Source organism: Streptomyces sp. NPDC001868, from assembly GCF_040297125.1.
In the GTDB taxonomy this organism is placed as follows: domain Bacteria; phylum Actinomycetota; class Actinomycetes; order Streptomycetales; family Streptomycetaceae; genus Streptomyces.
The window spans coordinates 1-16,319 of record NZ_JBEOYO010000030.1; the positions used below are offsets into that span (position 1 = coordinate 1).

A 16,319-nucleotide genomic window follows, 5' to 3' on the forward strand; every position below is an offset into this window, starting at 1 on the left:
GTCGAGGCCGCGGCCGCGGCCTCGACGGCCCGCTCCACGGTGGCCCGGTCGGCCTTGGCGACGCGTCCGACGACGGTCGCCGGCAGTTCGTCGGGCGCCAGCCTGCCCTGTTCGAGTTTTCGTTTGAGGGTGAGATTGGCGAATACGTCGTCCAGCAGGGAATCCGCGTCGAGTACGTAGACCCAGTCGTCGCCGGCTACTTCCTGTCCGTCGACATAGGATTGATAGGTGCGCAGGCGCGCGGGATTCCGACGCCTTCCGTGTTGCGGCCGGCGCCGTGAAATCGTACGGGACAACTGCGTACTGCCCACGCTCACTCCTTGGGTGTGCAACCGGACCGGAGGGCCGCCGAAGGCCATGGTGACGATCGTCGCAGCGCAGTCTGAGAGGCCGCTGAAAGCCCACTGACATAGCGGCTTCAGCCGAATTCGGCGGGCCCGGTATATGGTGCGCGGAGCTTTGGTCGGTCGATCGGGAGAGAGCGACGCATGAGCCAAGTTTCTGATATCGCGCGGGAGAACGACGAGACTTCTCAGGCCGCACTGACCGCCGTGCAGAAGTACGCGGAGAATCCGAGCGCGTTCCTGGCGCTGAACGCCGGCAACAAGGTCTTCATCGGCGATGCGGGGGAACTCGTCGCCTACCGGGAGGCGGGCCGGTTCCTCATCCAGTTCGGCGGTGTCTTCGGTCCCCGGGACCGGCAGGCCGCGGTTCTGCGGGAATTCAGGCAGCTCGCGCGCGACCGCCGACGCAGGATCGTCGGCATCCAATTACTGCGTGCCGATGCCGAGATGTACGCGGCGGAGGGTTTCACCCTCAATCAGGTGGGATCGTCGTACTCGGTGCGTCTTCCCGAATTCACGCTGCGCGGCTCACGGTTCATGAAGCTGCGCAACAAGATCTCCCGCGCCAGGCGCGGTGGCCTGGAGGTCCGGGAGGTCTCCTTCACGGAGCACCACGAGAGCGTCGAGCGCATCGACTCGGCCTGGCTGCGCGGCAAGGGCCGGCATGTCAAGGAGATCGAGTTCCTGGTCGGGGAGATCGGCGGGCCGGTGCAGCGGCTCCGGCGGCTGTTCCTGGGGTCGCTCGACGGCGTCCCGGTGGCCTACATCTCCTACTCCCCCGCCTACGGATCCCGTTCCGGCTGGCTGCACGACCTCAGCCGGCGTCTGCCGGACTCCCCGCCGGGGGTGATGGAAGCCATCAACGCCACCGCGCTGGATGCCTTCTCGCGGGAGGGGTCCGAGTGGCTGCACTTCGGTTTCACACCCTTCACCGGGCTCGACGCCTCGCACGAGGTGCCGCCGAGCAGTGCCCTGACCGGGAGGTTCCTGAGGCTGCTCGCGGAGAAGGGGGAATCCGTCTACCCTGCCGCCAGCCAGCTGGCGTACAAGGAGAAGTGGGGTCCACAGCTGGTGCTGCCGGAGTATCTCGCCTTCGAGGGCGGGGCCAGCCTGCGTGCCGTGTGGCACATCCTGCGGGTGACCAAGTCCGTTTGAGCCGACCTCGCGCCCGGGGGGTCCCGGTGTCACAGCAGCAGGTTCGCCTCCTGCTGAAGCACCTCCTTCAGCTTCTTCCGCATTCCGGGCCCCGGGTCGATGCCCAGTTCCGCGGAGAGGTTGTGCTGAACCCTGCGGTAGGTGCTGATGGCGTCCGCCTGCCGGCCGGATCGGTACAGGGCGGTCATCAACTGCTCGCAGAATCGTTCCCGTAGCGGGTGCTGCGTGAGGAGCTGTTCGAGTTCGGGGATGACCTGCTGATGTCTGCCGAGCTTGAGATGCGCCTCGATGAACAGTTCCCGGCCGATGAGCTTCGTCTCCTCCAGTCGGGCGTACGCGATCCGGCAGGCGATTCCGTTTCCGGCGTCCAGCAGGGCGGGGCCCCGCCATACGGCGAACGCGTCGGTGAGTATTTTGATGACCCGTTCGGGATCGTCGTTCAGGTACCGGTTCGCCGCGTCCACGGCACGCGTGAACCAGAGCGCGTCGACGTCCTCGGGATCCACGTCCAGCAAGTAGCCCGAGTGCGAAGTGCGGACGAGGTCGCGGACGCTGGGCTTTCCGGTCCGATTGGCGAGGATGCGGCGCAGTCGCGCGATGTGCGACTGCAGAGAGTTTTCCGCGGTTTTCGGAAGTCGATCCCCCCAGAGTTCTTCCAGCAGGTCGACGGCCGGCACGGGAGTGCCGGGTGTGAGTGCCAGGGCCGCCGTGATGGCCCTGAGTTTCTCTCCGGGTAACTCGATGGGAACGCTTTCGTCGATCACTTGCAGTGGCCCGAGCAGCCGGATCTGCATGCAGAATCCCCCGTTTCCTCGATGTACCGACAATCCGACGTTGCGATCGACACAACGCGCCAAATTAGAACGCTCATTCGCCTCCCGTCATGAGCCTAGGGGGTCCAATGTCCTTGGTTCAACCGGGCCACGGCGATGATTTATCCAAGAAATCGAGGGATCTTGGCGGAAAACCGATCCATCGAATCGGGCGACTCCTCCCGCCGGTCTCCGAGTTGGCAACGGGTCCGGGGCGTATCGGCAAGGAGGGGCCACAGAAGCCCGCTGGCCGGAACCTGAACCCCATCGAGCACGCGACCGCCACCTGATATTCGGTCACGTCGGCGGGTTTCCGTGCTTGCGCGAAGGCAGCGGTGCGTGCTTGGCGCGGAGCATCTCCAGGGATCCGACCAGCGCCGACCGTGTTTCCGCGGGGTCGATGACATCATCGACAAGGCCTCGTTCCGCGGCGTAATAAGGATGCATCAGTTCACCCTGATATTCTTTGATCTTCTGTTTCCGCAGGGCATCCGGATCCGCGGCCGCGGCGATCTCACGCCGATAGATCACATTCGCGGCTCCCTCGGCACCCATGACCGCGATCTCATTCGTCGGCCAGGCCAGCGAGACATCCGCTCCGATGGACCGGGAATCCATGACGATGTACGCGCCACCATAGGCCTTCCGCAGGATCAACTGGACCCGGGGAACGGTGGCGTTGCAGTAGGCGTACAGGAGTTTGGCGCCGTGCCGAATGATGCCCTGGTGCTCCTGGTCCACCCCCGGCAGGAAGCCCGGCACGTCGACCAGCGTCACCAGAGGGATGCTGAAGGCGTCGCAGAACTGCACGAACCGGGCCGCCTTCTCGCTCGCGTGAATGTCGAGCACCCCCGCCATGACCGCGGGTTGATTGCCGACCACGCCGACGACATGGCCGTCCAGCCGGGCGAGGGCGCATATGACATTGGCGGCCCAGGCGGGTTGGACCTCGAAGTACTCACCGTCGTCGACGATTTCGGTGATGACGGTACGCATGTCGTAGGAGCGGCCGGGGTCCGTGGGGACCAGCCGAAGGAGCCGCTCGGTCCTGCGCCCGCGCCGGTCGGCGGTCGGCTCCCGGAGCGGCGGGTCCTGGTTGTTCGAGGGCAGCAGGGTCAGCAGATAGCGGACGTCCTCCAGACACGTCTCCTCGTCGTCGTAGGAGAGGGTCGCGACGCCCGAGGTCGCGGCGTGCACATCGGCTCCGCCCAGCTCGTTGTGCGTGACCTCGGCCCCGGTGACGGCCTGGACGACATCAGGTCCGGTGATGAACATCTGCGACGTGCCTCGCACCATGAAGACGAAGTCGGTCAGCGCCGGGGAGTACGCGGCACCGCCGGCACAGGGGCCGAGCATCACGCTGATCTGCGGGATCACACCCGAACCCCGCACGTTCCTGCGGAAGATGCCGCCGTATCCGGCCAGCGCCGACACACCTTCCTGGATCCTCGCGCCGGCACCGTCGTTGAGACTGACCAGGGGGGCTCCGGTGGCCAGGGCCAGATCCATCAGTTTGTGGATCTTCTCCGCGTTGGCCTCGCCCAGGGCTCCACCGAAGATACGGAAGTCATGCGCGTACACGAAGACCTTCCGGCCGTGCACCATCCCCCACCCGGTGACCACCCCGTCCGTGTGCGGACGTTTCTCCGCCATTCCGAATGCCGTGACGCGATGTCTGCGCAACGCCTCGATCTCGGTGAATGTCCCCGGGTCGAGAAAGGCGTCGATGCGCTCGCGCACCGTGAGTTTTCCTTTGCCGCGCTGGGCCCGAGTGGAACGTTCGTCGGGACCCCGCTCCAACTGCTGTCGCATTTCCTGGAGTTCGGATACCTTACCGCTGATAACGTTGTCGTCCACGGATTCTTCGACAGAGTTTCCCATGTGCGCCCGCCCGACTCTCGGCAGTGGTATCCATAATCTTTCAGGGCACGCTGGTAGCCCGCTGAAACGCGCGCTTCAGCGGGTCGGCTCCGCCGCTAGCGGGTGCGGGAACAGACGATGACCGCCTCGGCCGGATGGTCTCCCCACATCCCCGCGGCCCCCATGCCGCCTCCCCTCCGCGCGAGGGCCTGCGCCAGGCGCAGGACCGTGCGCACCCCCGTGGTGTCGAAGGCCGACATCACGGCGGACGGCGGGGCGGGAGCACGGTCCGCTCCGTTCACGGGCGATGTCTTCCTGACTTCGACGAGGCGAAGGTCCCGCGGTGTGGCGGGCACCGCAAGCAGTGCCTGACGGATGGCCCGGACGGCCCCCTCGCACGACGATCCGGCGGAGCCCGTGACCGTGCTGTGGGCACCCACGCGGGCCAGCCAGGGCAGGCCGAGACGGTCGGCCCGCGCCCGGCGCATGAGAACGACGGCCACCGCGCAGTCGGCGCGGTGCGGCGGCCCCCCGGCCGGGCCCGGGTCCGCCGCGCCGGAACAGCGCACCGAGCGGGCGCCTCCGGGATCCACGCCGCCGACCACGACCACGTCGCGCTCACCGCTACGGATGAGGCGGTCCGCCAGAGCGATGACGCTCAGACCGCACAGCCGGGTCCCGCTCACGGAGATCGCGGGCACCCGGCCGGGAATGCACGCCCGCTGTGCCGTCTGCCGGGCCTGCTCCTGCCCCGTGATCACGTAGTCCACCTCGGTGGCGCTGATGCCCGCCCGGTCAAGCGCGCCCTCGATGATCAGCGCCCCGAGGGCGACGGCGTTCAACGCTCCCAGCCCCGCGAAGAGGTCGCCACTGGGCGTGCACGCTCCCGCGAGAATGACTGACTCGGACATGAGCGCTCACCATTCGGCCGGATCGGGCTGGACTGGAACCCGCGATGGTTCCGGCCCCGGCCGCCCCGGGGCCGGAACCATCGCGTTTATGCGGCGACCTGCGTCGCGTCGAGATGCGTCCTCAGACGGCGGATGACCGCGGCCGCGACCGCGTCGTCACTCGCGCCGGTCCGCCGGACGTCCCCGTCACCCGTCATGTCGACGTGCAACGCGCCGTGCTGCAGGGCCAGTTCACGGGTGCGCTCGGCGAGCAGCCGCAGCCGCTGCTGCAGTCCGCCGCGGTGCTCCTCGACCGCAGGCTCCGACAGGAGCGGCCCGACCCCGAGGGTGATCACATCGGCGCCCGAGTCCCGGAGCGGGCCCACGATCCGGTGTAACTCGGCCTCGGTGGCGTCGACGTCGAAGGGGTCGCGCAGGGCCTCGTGGCCGCCGGCGACGACCACGGCCAGGTCACCGCGGAAGGCCAGCGCCCTGGCCAGCTGCTTGGCCCGGACCTGTGTCGCCGAGTGGCCGCGGCGTCCCAGGTTGAGGTACGCCAGGTTGGGCCGCGCCGACCTCAGCGTCTCGGCCACGCGGTCCGTCCAGGGCACACTGCCGGACTTCCCGCGAGTGGATCCCGGGCTCTTGACGGTGACGTCGCCGAGAACGACGAACCGTTGCCAGGGAGGGGCGAAGAGGGGCGTGGACTCCGCGCCGCCGATGCCGTGGTCCGATGTGTGGCCTTCGTACATGGAGGTGCCTTTCACGGTTCTCTCCTGAGGGGGGAATACAGCGAGCCCGTTCACGGGCGTCGAACAGTCCGGCTCGGCGCCTGGCGGTCGTGGGGGAGGTGGGAAGCGGACGCTCGGGTCGGTCGACAGGGCGCTCGGGTCAGCGGTTCACCCTCGTGCCCCGTACTGCGGACCAACAGCTCACGGAAGATCTCCTCGTTGCTCGGCGACGACTCTGATCCGGTGCAAAGTGGTACGCATATTGGCTCGGTTGAGGCCCGCCCGCCGCTCGGGCGGTGTCCCCGTGAAGGCCCGGCCGAGGAACTCCGCGACCTTCGCGCCGCGTCCCCGGCGCAGGTCCTCCCAGTACTCGACGAGTTCCACACCGTCCGTCCGTGGCTCCACGCGGTAGCCCCACAGGGCGATGGGCAGCCCGAAGGAGGTGACCCGGAACGCGAACTCCCGGCCCCGTTCGGCGCGTACCACCCGGCAGGTGGTGAACCACACCCATCCGCCCCTGCGGTTGAACCCGACGAAGCGGTCCCCGGTGCGGGGCATGGCGCGCCGGGAGAGGACGGCCCGGCACTCGGGGCTCCACCGCCCCATCCTCCGGACGCCGGCGACCGCGGCATAGACCCGCTCCGCCGGGGCGTTCACCACGAGACGCTCCTCGACGGCCCACTCCCGCCCGGCCGATGTCGCTCCCGGAGTCGTCACAGGTCCCCTCCCTTGCCGCCGACGGTTCCGGTGGCGACAGCCTGCGCGGCGGGCCGCCCGGTATCCGCCGTCGGGCGCTCGCGTCGCTTCGCGAGGCCGAGGCCGAGCAGACCCGCTACGGCAACGGTGGCACAGCAGAAGAACACGACGTGGCTGTACGGGCCGGGCTCGGCGGAGGTCTGCGCGGGCAGGATCGCGGCCAGCGCCGCGATGCCGAGGGCACCGCCGATCTGACGTACCGCCATGTTGAGTCCGGTGGCGCCGGCGAAGTCCAGCGGCTCCACGGAGAGCGCCGCCGCGCTGGACACCCCGGTGCTGACGGCCCCGATTCCGGCACCGGCCAGCAGTCCGACCGGGACCCACATGCTCCACAGGGCCGGCTGCGAGGACAGCGTCAGGCCCAGCCACAGCCCGGCCACGACCAGCGTCATCGCACCGCAGAACACCACCAGTCGCGGACTGCGCCTGCTCAGGGACCGCCCGACCAGCACCGCGACCACCGCGGACAACACCGCCCCCGGACTCATCGACAGGCCCGCCTCGATCCGTGAGTAGTGCCAGACGTCCACCAGCCACAGCGCCCCGACCAGCAGCCAGGCGTACAGCGCCGCGCCGAAGAAGAAGGAGACCAGGTTGGCCAGGGCGAAGACCCTGCTGCGCCACAGTCTGATCTGCAGGGCGGGGCGCGGGTGCCGCCGGGCCCGTACCAGGGTGAGGGCCAGCAGGACGAGGCCGCCGGCGAGACAGCCGAGCACCCGCGGGTCGTCCCAGGTCCACTCCGGGCCCTGGGTCACTCCGAGCACGACGAGGCCGGTGCCCGCCGCGAGGAGCATCGTGCCGAGCACATCGGGCAGGCCCTGCCCGGAGGGTGCCGATCCGCGCACGGCCCTGATCCCGACGAGCAGGGCGATACCGAGGGGGATGTTGACGAAGAACACGGAGCGCCAGCCGACGGTGTCGATGAGGATCCCGCCGAGGCTCGGTCCGGCCGCCGCGGCGGCGGACGCGGCGGCGCTCCACAGTCCGATCGCGGCCGCCCTGCGCCGCGGCTCCACATCGGCGAGGACCACGGCGAGGGAGGCCGGGATCATGGCCGCCGCGCCCAGGCCCTGCAGGGCCCGCGCGATCAGCAGCGTGGGAAGGTCGGGTGCCACCGCGCACAGCAGCGAGGTGACGGTGAACAGACCCATGCCGACGACGTAGAGCCGTCGCCGTCCCAGCACGTCCGCGAGGCGTCCGGCGGGCGCGAGGAACGAGGCGAACACGATGGCGTACAGCGAGATGACCCAGGTCAGGTCGGTCACCGAGGCGTCGGGGAAACTGTCGTGCATGTCCGTCACCGCCAGATTCGCGACGGTGGCATCGAGGATCGAGAGAAAGATGGCACCCGCTGCAAGCGTCACCACCACCGGGTAGTTCGGCTGCGTCGCAGCCGAGTCCGGGCTCCGGTGCATGAGATTCAGCCCTTCGTCGTACCGTTGGACGACCTTTACTCTCACAAGCATCGAAGCGGTGGGCTGGCAGGTTTTCGACAAGGTCATCAAGGTGCGGAACGTCGGCCGGAAACCGCCCGCGCCACGGCCGTTCGAGTCAGTGGGGGACGCCGCGGGGCAGCCGTCTCCAGCCGCTCTCCCTCGCGCGGCGGACCAGCACCGGATCGGTTCCCACCACCACGGGATGGCCGACGGCGAGCAGCATCGGCAGGTCGGAGGCGTGGTCGCCGTACGCGTGGCAGCGGTCACCGGTGATCCCGCGTTCCTGGAGCAGGGAGCGCACGGCTACGGCCTTCTCCTCGCCGATCATTGCGGTGTCGAGTCTGCCGGTGTGGACACCGCCGACCGTCTCGGGCCGTGCGCAGAGCACGGTGTCGACTCCGAGCCGTTCCGCGATCGGGTTCAGACAGGGAGCGAAGGACCCGGAGACCAGGACGACGGTCTCCCCCTTGCGCCGGTGTTCCCGCAGCGCCATCACGCTGTCCCTCAGGAACAGGCCACCGGCCGTCAGCTCGTCGGCGAACCAGGCGCGGCCCTGGGCCGCGAGCTCCCGGTCGCCGCTGCCGGCGTAGTGCCGGTAGTACGCGCGTGCCACGGTGGCGCGGGACGCCCCGCGCTCGGTGAGGTCCCGCAGGCCGCGCACCGCGTCGTCGAAGGCGGAGCGCGGCCGGCCCAGTGCCCGGAAGTGGTGGTGCAGGAACCGGGACATGCTGTTGACCGAGATGAGTGTCTCGTCGACGTCGAAGAACGCGACCGCAGGCGGGGACGCGGCCGGCGGGGAGCCGGTCGGTGGCGTGGGCACGCGCGTCAGTCCCAGGCGACGGGAAGCTCTTCCCAGCCCCCGAGGGCGGCGAAGTCCTTCCAGCGCAGCTTCTCGGTGGGCACCGCGAGCCGCAGCCGGGGGAACCGGTCGAACAGCGCCCGCAGACCGATGGCGAGTTCGGCCCGGGCCAGTCCGGCGCCGATGCAGAAGTGCGGCCCCTGGCCGAAGGCCACCTGGGTGCGGCCCTCCCGCCGGATCACACAGCGGTCGGGGTCCGGATACACCTCGGGGTCCCGGCTGGCGGTGCCGACCGAGGCGAGGACGGCGGAGCCCTCGGGGATGACGGTGCCGCCCAGTTTCACGTCTCCGGTCGTGATGCGGATGGAGGTCCCGCCGCCCGGACCGTTGAGCCGTACGACCTCTTCGACGGCGTCGGGGTACAGCGCGGGATCCGCGCGCAGCAGCGCGAGTTGGTCGGGGTTGCCGAGCAGGGTCGCCGTCCCGCCGCACAGCACCGTCACCGTGGTGTCGTGGCCCGCGAGCAGCAGCAGCGCGCCCAGGCCGACGATCTCGGACTCGGTGGGCTCGCCCTCCTCGTCGTGGATCTGTACCAGGGCGCTGATCAGGTCGTCCCCGGGGTCCTCGCGCCGCACCCCGATCAGCCGGGCGAAGTAGGCGCGCATGTCCGCGTTGGCCTGGTTGATCTCCTCGGGCGGGTACTTGGTGAGCGACATGAACCGGTCCGACCAGGCGCCGAACTTGTCATAGTCCTCGAACGGCACCCCCAGGGTGCGGCAGATGACGCGCAGTGCCAGCGGGCGGGCGTACACCTCGGCGAGATCGACCTCGGGCGGGCCGGCCTCCATGGCGTCGAGCAGGTCCGCCGCGACCTCCTCGATGTACGGGCGCAGCCGCTCCACGCGCTGCGGGCTGAAGGCGCGGTTGGCCAGTTTGCGCAGCCGGGTGTGGCGCGGGGGGTCCATGGTGAGCATGCTGTTCGGGTCAGGCTCGACCACCTGCGCACGGGCGGCGCCGGGCCGGAACAGGGCCTCCCTGCTGAACCGCCGGTCCGACAGGGCGGTCCGGACGTCCTCGTGGCGGGCCACGAACCAGGCGGGGTCGCCGGTGGCGAGGGTGATCGGGCACACCGGTTCCTCGCGCAGCGCCCGCGCGTACGCCTCGGGGGGTACGAGGGGGTCGGTCCGCTTCACGGGGTAGGTGAACCTGGGCGCGTGGTCGGTCATCGTGCGGTCCTTTCCTTGACGGGTGCCGGTGCGGGCAGGGGTTCGGACAGTGCTCTGCCGATGAGGTCGTCGACCTCCTGTGCGTCCAGGGAAGCGAGGTGCTCCAGGGCGTCCCTCACGCCGGGTGAGGTCCCGGAGGCGGCGAGTTTCTCCCGGACGAGTACGCGGTGGGTGTCCCGGGTCCTCGGTCCGGCGGACCCTCTCGGCCGCTCGCACGAGGCCGTGACCACCCGTCCGTCGCGCAGGGTGATCCGCAGCCGGGCGCCCACCGTCTTGTCGGCGTCCTGGAAGGTGGCGCTGGGCGGTCCCCCGATCTCCGCCGCCGCCGCGCCGGCGCCCATGAAGTCGGCGAGCCACTGTCTGCCGCGTTCCTCGCCCTGCCGCAGCGCCTCGCCCAACGGGGCGGTCGCGCGCAGGACTCGGCGGCTCAGCTCGGCGTCGTACTCCATCCGTACCCGGTCGGCGAGGGCCCAGCGAACGGGGTCCTTCGTCGCCGGTTCGGCCAGGTCCGCCGGGGTGACGGAGCCGGTGGTCAGGGCGGTCGCCACGTTGTACGCGACACCGACGTTGAGCGCCATGATCGCCGAGTGTTCCCGGTCGAGGTAGGGGGCGCCCTCCTGGTCCATGGAGAGGGTCAGCCGGGCCGCCGAGACCACGATCTCCTCGATGCCGTGGATCTCCTCCGGGGAGAGCCGGGCGTGCAGGTCGACGGCGCAGTCGACGGCGGCGTCCACATACGCGCCGGCCGGGTACATCTTGAAGGTCAGGGTGTCGGTGTGCCAGCGCTCGCCGAGCCCGGCGGTGACCACCTCCGGGCTCGGCACGTGGGAGAACTTGGCCAGCAGGCCGCCCGGGTGCTCCAGGATGTCGTCCGCGCCGCGCAGCCCCGCGGCCGCCGCGTCGCAGGCGTCCAGGGCGGTCCGTACCGGGGTCGCCGCCGAGAGCACCTTGGCCTCGCTGCCGAGGAGCGCCCGCCGCAGGGGCCACGGCGGCATGGCGAGGGCCAGCCCCCAGGCAGCCGTCCAGGTCTCGGCCGGGGCGCCGGCGCCGTGCAGCCGGGCCGCCACGGCTCCCACGAGCTGGGTGTACGAGGTGCCCTGGCCGCGCAGCGGACCCAGTACGGCGGCCGCGGTGACCCGGGCGGCGCACTCGTTGGCCGCGACGACCGCCGTCAACAGGGCGCGTCCGTCCAGCCGTTGGGCCCGTCGGTAGGCCAGCGGGACTCCGACGGAGGCGTGCGTGACATGGCCCGCGTACATGCTGTCCTCGTAGTAGAGGCACGAGGACAGTGCGGCGAGCACGTGCGCCGCCCGGCCGGCATCGGGGGCGAGCGGCGGGCCGAACGCCCGGACCAGCTTGCGTCCGAGCGGATGGGCGAGGCTCGCCCGCACCACCGCGAGATGCGACATGACCTGGCTGGTGGCGTACTCCCCGATCCGCTCGGGCAGGTCCGGGTGGCGCAGGCCGGCGGCCCACTCGGCGAGCCGCCGGGTCAGGGTGGCGCCGGTGTCCCGGCCGCCGTCCGCCGCGCTCATCCCCGCCGCCGGGGCAGGCCGCGCCGCCGGTCCTCGATGGACCTGACCGCGCAGGTGGCGGCGAGGACGGAGGCGCGGGCGGCGGCGAGCGCCTCCCGTGCCTCGTGACCCAGCGCCTCGTCGTCCGGAGTCCGTCTGGCCCGCTCGGCGATCGCCGCGAGTTGCAGCGCGCACTCCACGGAGGCGATGCACGCCTCCTCCAGCGGCGCCTCGCGGCCGGCGCCGCAGGTCAGCCTGGACAGCACCACCTCCAGCAGCACGCCGACCGGCTGGTGTTCCAACTGCTCCGGCTGTGCCGTGCCGACGTCCGTCACCTCTTGACGACCAGGAAGCGTCCGAGGACCAGATAGTCGATCTCGGTGTGGAGGAAGCAGGCGATGGCATCGGACGGTGAGCACACGATCGGCTCACCGGCGACGTTGAACGACGTGTTCACCAGGCATGGCACCCCCGTCGACGCCGTGAAGCCGCTGAGCAGTTCGGCCAGCTTCGGGTTCGACTCGGCGGTGACGGTCTGCACCCTCGACGTGCCGTCGACGTGCATGGCGCCGGGGATGACGTCGTGGAACTCGGGCCGCACCGGGAAGACGAACGTCATGTACGGCGACGACGCCTTCTTGCCCATCTCGAAGACCCGCTCCGCCTCGGACTCCAGGATGACGGGAGCGAAGGGACGGAACGGCTCACGGTGCTTGACCCGCGTGTTGATGATGTCCTTGATGTCGGCGAAGCCGGGGTTGGCGAGGATGCTGCGGTTGCCCAGCGCTCGCGGGCCGTACTCGGCGGCGCCCTGGAACCATCCGACGACGGTCTTCTCGCCGAGCAGCTTGGCGGTCTGCTCGGCCACCGCCTCCTCGTCGAGTTCGGTCCACTCCACCTGGTCGGCGCGCTCGCGCAGCGCGGCGAGCATCTGCTCGTCCGTGTACGACGGGCCGAGATACGGGGTGGCCGGCGCCGAGCGGGAGCGCCCCTTGAAGCCGCTCGCGTAGGCGGCGGCGCCGATGGCCACGCCCGGGTCGCTCGCCCCGAAGCTGACGTGGATGTCGGTGAAGCGGGAGTCCTCCAGGAGCTTGGCGTTGTTCACGCAGTTGAGGGCGAGGCCGCCTTCGTAGATCAGCCGGTTCAGGTCGGTGCCGGCCTCCAGGGCCCGCAGTTGGTGCGCGGTGATCACCTCGACCATCTGCTGGGCGGCGGCGGCCACCGTGGCGCGGAACTCCGTCTGCTCGCGGCGTCGCTCGTCCCCGCCGAAGAGGCGGTCGAGGAGGGGGTAGTAACCGCGGGTGCCGCTGGGGTCGTTGGCGAGGGCGAGGGCGTAGCGGCCGTCCTCGTGCAGTTCGACCACCTCGCGCAGGAGGGGGTTGTCCGACGGGGCGGGTACCGGGGCGAAGGCCGCGAGGCCCATCACCTTGTACTCGTCGTTGTTGGGCATGAAGCCGAGGTAGCGGGTGATCTCGCCGAAGAGGAGGGCCAGGGAGTTATTGACGCCGATGGCCGACTTCTCGAAGAGCCGGATCTCCCCCTCCCGCACCTCGCCCATGACGGAGGAGAGCCGCTCGGCACGGCCGTCGCTCACCAGGAACGCCGCGTCCCGCTCGCCGGACAGGTAGTAGCCGCACATGAGATGGGCCAGGTGGTGCGGTACCGGGAGCAGTTTCTCCACCGGCAGGTCATGGCCGGTGCGCCGCTTGAAGTCGGCGTGCAGCGCCTCCTTGCTCACCAGCCCGCCGTACAGCTCCCCGAACCGCCTGAGTCGGTCGAACTTCTGCTCCACGGTCATCAGTTCGCTGCCGCTGATGTCCTTGATCATCGCGTTCACGACGTCAGAGGAGAACGACCAGGGGAACGCGATGGCGTCGACCTGGTCGAGGCGTACGTCGGCGGCGTTCAGGCACCACCGCAGGGAGTTCGCCGGGAAGTCGGAGGTCTTCTTCTCCCGGTTCAGCCGCTCCTCCTCGACGGCGGCCACCAACTCCCCGTCCACGAAGAGCGACACGGCCGCGTCATGGCCCAGGATGCTGTGCCGGTCGATGCCTGTCGCTCCGTACAGTCGCCCGAATGTGTCGGCACCGTCGGTAAAGCCGTTGTAGCCAAGGACAATCACACCGGGCTCCTTTGGTGGCTGGATGATGCTCCGTCAATGCGACGGGGTACTGTCTCGGGCTCATCGTTCAAGCTCGGGCTGGCACGCCTCTGAGATCCGGCTGACACGGGTGCCTCAGCGACCGGTTTCAGGTCCATGTGCCGAAGCCGGCGCCCGAGGTGCCCGCGATCAACTGCTCGCGGAGCAGCACGCGGCGTACCTTCCAGGTAGCCGTGCGGGGGAAGTCCTCCCAGCGGATCCGCAGCGGTTCGGCGAGTGGTGGCAGCCCGGCCGTCGCCTCGCGCCACCGGGCCGGATCGACGGGGATGTCGCCGCGGGTGCTGTACACGGGCTGCGGGAGGCCGTCCCGGACGGACAGCACGATGACCTCCGTGGTGCTGGGCAGCCGGTCCAGCAGGACGTCCTCGATCTCCAGGGCGCTGGCCCCGGGGATGCGGTCCACCTCGCGGTCGATGAGGCGCACCGCGCCCCACCGGTTGACGACCGCCATGTCGCCGAGGTTCCACCATTCGCCCTGGCGCTTGTTGTCATGGCGTGCGCGCTCCCCGACATAGGCGAGGCAGCGGCCGGGGGCGGAGAACTGGATCAGCCCCACCTCGCCGGGCCGCACGGCCCGGCCCGTCGCCGGATCCACGGCGCGCAGCCTGCCGAAGCCGGGCACCGGCCAGCCGAGCATCTGCGTGGGTGGCGGCCGGCGGCCGAGGCGCCGCACCGACCTGCGGGTGTAGGGCCGGATCGCCACGGCCCCGGCCTCGGTCTGGCTCCAGGACTGGACCCACACCGGGAACCTGCGGTCGGTCGCCGCCAGGAACGTACGGATCGTCCGGGTGTGGATCGCGTCGAAGGAGTTCACGAACACCCGTACCCGCCGGAACGGCCTGCCGGGGTCCCTGGCGAGGTCCTCCCAGGCGAGAAAGGCGTTGGGGAGGGTCTCCACGAGAGTGGGGGCGTGTTCCACCAACAGGTCGCGCAGGGCGGGCCCCTGAGGGTCCGACAGCATCAGGAGCCTGGGACCGACCGTGGTCAGGGGCAGCAGGCCGGTGATGACCCGCTGGTGCGAGTAGGGCTGGCAGAAGGCCACGGTGTCGTCGGCCCGCAGTCCGAACACCGGCCATCGTTCGGCCTCCACCAGCCCCAGGGAGTAGAGCGAGGCGGCCGAGTGCAGCACGAGTTTGGGCACGCCGGTGGTGCCCGAGGTGTGGGTGACGACCATGGGCTCGTGGTACGCGCGCAGCCGCCGGGCCGGCACGGGCCCGCCCCGCAGTGCTCCGAAGTCGAGGACGTCCGGACGCCCGGCCGGCCCGCCGTCGACGGACGCGCACCGCTCGGTCAGCTTGGCGACGGTCCCGGTGTCGAGTCCCGTGGCGTCCAGGACCCGGCGGTCGGTCACGAGGTAGGGGCGCTCCAGGCGTTCGAGGAGCACGGCGAGGGTGTCCGGCGCGTGGTTGTCGGAGATCAGTGCCGGTACGGCGCCGATGCGGGCCGCGGCGGAGGCGAGCAACGCGATGTCGAAATGGTTCCGCTTCACGACGGCGACGCGGTCCCATTCCCTCACACCCATGGCGTACAGCCGTCCCGCGAGGTCGTCCACGAGCTCAGCCCATGCGGCGTAGGTGCGCTCCAGCGGTCCGTCCGGGTCGACGTCCGGGGCCCGGTCGACGATCACCCGTTGCCCGGGGTGGTTGCGCGCCGCCAGGTGCCACACCTCGCCGATGCGTCCGGTCGCGGGCACCCGGGAGAAGGGGGTGAGCCTGCGCCGGTAGCGGGTGGGGGCGTAGTCGGTGAGGAAGGCGGGCCGGGAGTCTGTCGCGTGGATGGTCATGCGCGTCCCCAGAGGTGGATGGCCGGATTCGGCCGGGTGGTGACGCACTGGGCCCGTCGGGTGAGCCCGGCGTCGACGTGCCGGACCCGCAGGAATGTAGGGCAGGGCGCTGAGACGGCGCTGGCGTGCCGGTGTCAGCGGGCGACCGGGGGCCCGGCGGTAGCGTCGCCGTATGCCGATGAACAGGGCACACCGCAGGCTGTGCAGTTCCCGTACCTGGGCCGGATACACCGAGCGGCGGCTGCTGCCCTGGGCACTGGAGGGCGTCGAGCTCGGGAAGGACGTCCTCGAACTCGGCCCAGGGTACGGCGCGAACCTCCGCGTCCTCGTCGAACGGGTGCCCCGGCTCACCGCGTTGGAGATCGACGGGCCGACCGCGGGACGGCTCGAACGGGAGTGGGCCGGCCGGGTCCGTGTCCTGCACGGGGACGCCGCCGCGATGCCACTGCCCGACGGCGACTTCTCCGCCGTGGTGTGCTTCACGATGCTCCATCACGTGCCGACCGCCACGCTTCAGGACCGCCTCCTCGCCGAGGCGTTCCGGGTGCTGCGGCCGGGAGGTGTCTTCGCCGGCAGCGACAGCCAGTCGACGCTGCCGTTCCGGCTGCTGCACCTCGGCGACACCATGAACGTCCTGGACCCGGCCCGGTTCCGGGATCGGCTGACCTCGGCCGGTTTCGAGGACACCGTGGTGGAACGGGACCGTCGCGGCCACAGCATCCGCTTCCGCGCCCGCAAGGCGTAGCGCCGCGCGGAACCCGGGGATCGCACGCGCGGTGATGTCGCTTTCCCGCCAGCGCCGAGCGCCGGCCGGGTGCCACCGTTGATCGACAGGACACAGTGTGTACGGGA

Annotated in this window: 15 protein-coding genes and 1 pseudogene; 2 read left to right on the forward strand and 14 right to left on the reverse strand. The window is 70.4% G+C overall.

The features are described from left to right. Positions 1 to 311, reverse strand: a pseudogene (locus ABT147_RS29350) (aldehyde dehydrogenase family protein); the annotation flags it as partial. A gap of 177 nt (positions 312 to 488) precedes the next feature. Here ABT147_RS29350 and ABT147_RS29355 point away from each other — a divergent pair. Further along, positions 489 to 1,499: a bifunctional lysylphosphatidylglycerol flippase/synthetase MprF gene (locus tag ABT147_RS29355; RefSeq protein ID WP_351411556.1), complete on the forward strand. Its 1,011-nt coding sequence runs from the start codon at positions 489 to 491 to the stop codon at positions 1,497 to 1,499. 29 nt (positions 1,500 to 1,528) lie between these two features. Here the strand turns inward: ABT147_RS29355 and ABT147_RS29360 are convergent, their stop codons facing one another. From ABT147_RS29360 to ABT147_RS29420, 13 genes are all read right to left on the reverse strand, one after another. Continuing rightward, complete coding sequence (locus ABT147_RS29360) at positions 1,529 to 2,293, reverse strand: AfsR/SARP family transcriptional regulator (protein ID WP_351411558.1); 765 nt, start codon at positions 2,291 to 2,293, stop codon at positions 1,529 to 1,531. Between the two features lie 315 nt (positions 2,294 to 2,608). Beyond that, positions 2,609 to 4,123 carry an acyl-CoA carboxylase subunit beta gene (locus tag ABT147_RS29365; RefSeq protein ID WP_502983183.1) on the reverse strand — a complete coding sequence of 505 codons (1,515 nt, stop codon included), beginning with the start codon at positions 4,121 to 4,123 and terminating at the stop codon, positions 2,609 to 2,611. Between the two features lie 164 nt (positions 4,124 to 4,287). Next, positions 4,288 to 5,082, reverse strand: a complete 795-nt coding sequence (locus ABT147_RS29370; protein WP_351411562.1) for a thiolase family protein — start codon at positions 5,080 to 5,082, stop codon at positions 4,288 to 4,290. Positions 5,083 to 5,168: 86 nt separating this feature from the next. Beyond that, positions 5,169 to 5,828, reverse strand: coding sequence for an SGNH/GDSL hydrolase family protein (locus ABT147_RS29375; RefSeq protein ID WP_351411564.1), 660 nt, complete (start codon positions 5,826 to 5,828; stop codon positions 5,169 to 5,171). A 165-nt stretch (positions 5,829 to 5,993) separates the two neighbouring features. Beyond that, on the reverse strand, positions 5,994 to 6,509 hold the full coding sequence (locus tag ABT147_RS29380; protein ID WP_351411566.1) for an SRPBCC family protein: 516 nt from the start codon (positions 6,507 to 6,509) through the stop codon (positions 5,994 to 5,996). Next, positions 6,506 to 7,963 (reverse strand): MFS transporter, encoded by a 1,458-nt coding sequence (locus ABT147_RS29385; RefSeq protein ID WP_351411568.1) that lies wholly within the window; start codon positions 7,961 to 7,963, stop codon positions 6,506 to 6,508. Before ABT147_RS29385 ends, ABT147_RS29380 begins: the two co-directional genes overlap by 4 nt. Before the next feature lie 136 nt (positions 7,964 to 8,099). Further along, positions 8,100 to 8,804, reverse strand: coding sequence for an HAD family hydrolase (locus ABT147_RS29390; protein ID WP_351411570.1), 705 nt, complete (start codon positions 8,802 to 8,804; stop codon positions 8,100 to 8,102). Between the two features lie 5 nt (positions 8,805 to 8,809). Continuing rightward, the gene (locus ABT147_RS29395; protein ID WP_351411572.1) at positions 8,810 to 10,009 is read right to left on the reverse strand and encodes a cytochrome P450; all 1,200 of its coding nucleotides are present in this window, start codon (positions 10,007 to 10,009) and stop codon (positions 8,810 to 8,812) included. After that, positions 10,006 to 11,544, reverse strand: coding sequence for an MmgE/PrpD family protein (locus ABT147_RS29400; RefSeq protein WP_351411574.1), 1,539 nt, complete (start codon positions 11,542 to 11,544; stop codon positions 10,006 to 10,008). The genes ABT147_RS29395 and ABT147_RS29400 overlap by 4 nt, the downstream gene beginning before the upstream one ends. Beyond that, positions 11,541 to 11,858, reverse strand: coding sequence for a hypothetical protein (locus ABT147_RS29405; RefSeq protein ID WP_351411576.1), 318 nt, complete (start codon positions 11,856 to 11,858; stop codon positions 11,541 to 11,543). Before ABT147_RS29405 ends, ABT147_RS29400 begins: the two co-directional genes overlap by 4 nt. Beyond that, the gene (locus tag ABT147_RS29410; RefSeq protein ID WP_351411739.1) at positions 11,855 to 13,591 is read right to left on the reverse strand and encodes a carbamoyltransferase family protein; all 1,737 of its coding nucleotides are present in this window, start codon (positions 13,589 to 13,591) and stop codon (positions 11,855 to 11,857) included. The genes ABT147_RS29405 and ABT147_RS29410 overlap by 4 nt, the downstream gene beginning before the upstream one ends. Next, positions 13,545 to 13,709 carry an SWIM zinc finger family protein gene (locus tag ABT147_RS29415; protein WP_351411578.1) on the reverse strand — a complete coding sequence of 55 codons (165 nt, stop codon included), beginning with the start codon at positions 13,707 to 13,709 and terminating at the stop codon, positions 13,545 to 13,547. Before ABT147_RS29415 ends, ABT147_RS29410 begins: the two co-directional genes overlap by 47 nt. Before the next feature lie 63 nt (positions 13,710 to 13,772). Further along, entirely contained in the window at positions 13,773 to 15,467 is a 1,695-nt protein-coding gene (locus ABT147_RS29420; protein ID WP_351411580.1) for a class I adenylate-forming enzyme family protein, read from the reverse strand. A gap of 172 nt (positions 15,468 to 15,639) precedes the next feature. Here ABT147_RS29420 and ABT147_RS29425 point away from each other — a divergent pair, with 172 nt between their 5' ends. Beyond that, complete coding sequence (locus ABT147_RS29425) at positions 15,640 to 16,212, forward strand: class I SAM-dependent methyltransferase (protein ID WP_351411582.1); 573 nt, start codon at positions 15,640 to 15,642, stop codon at positions 16,210 to 16,212. The last annotated feature ends 107 nt before the right edge of the window (positions 16,213 to 16,319 follow it).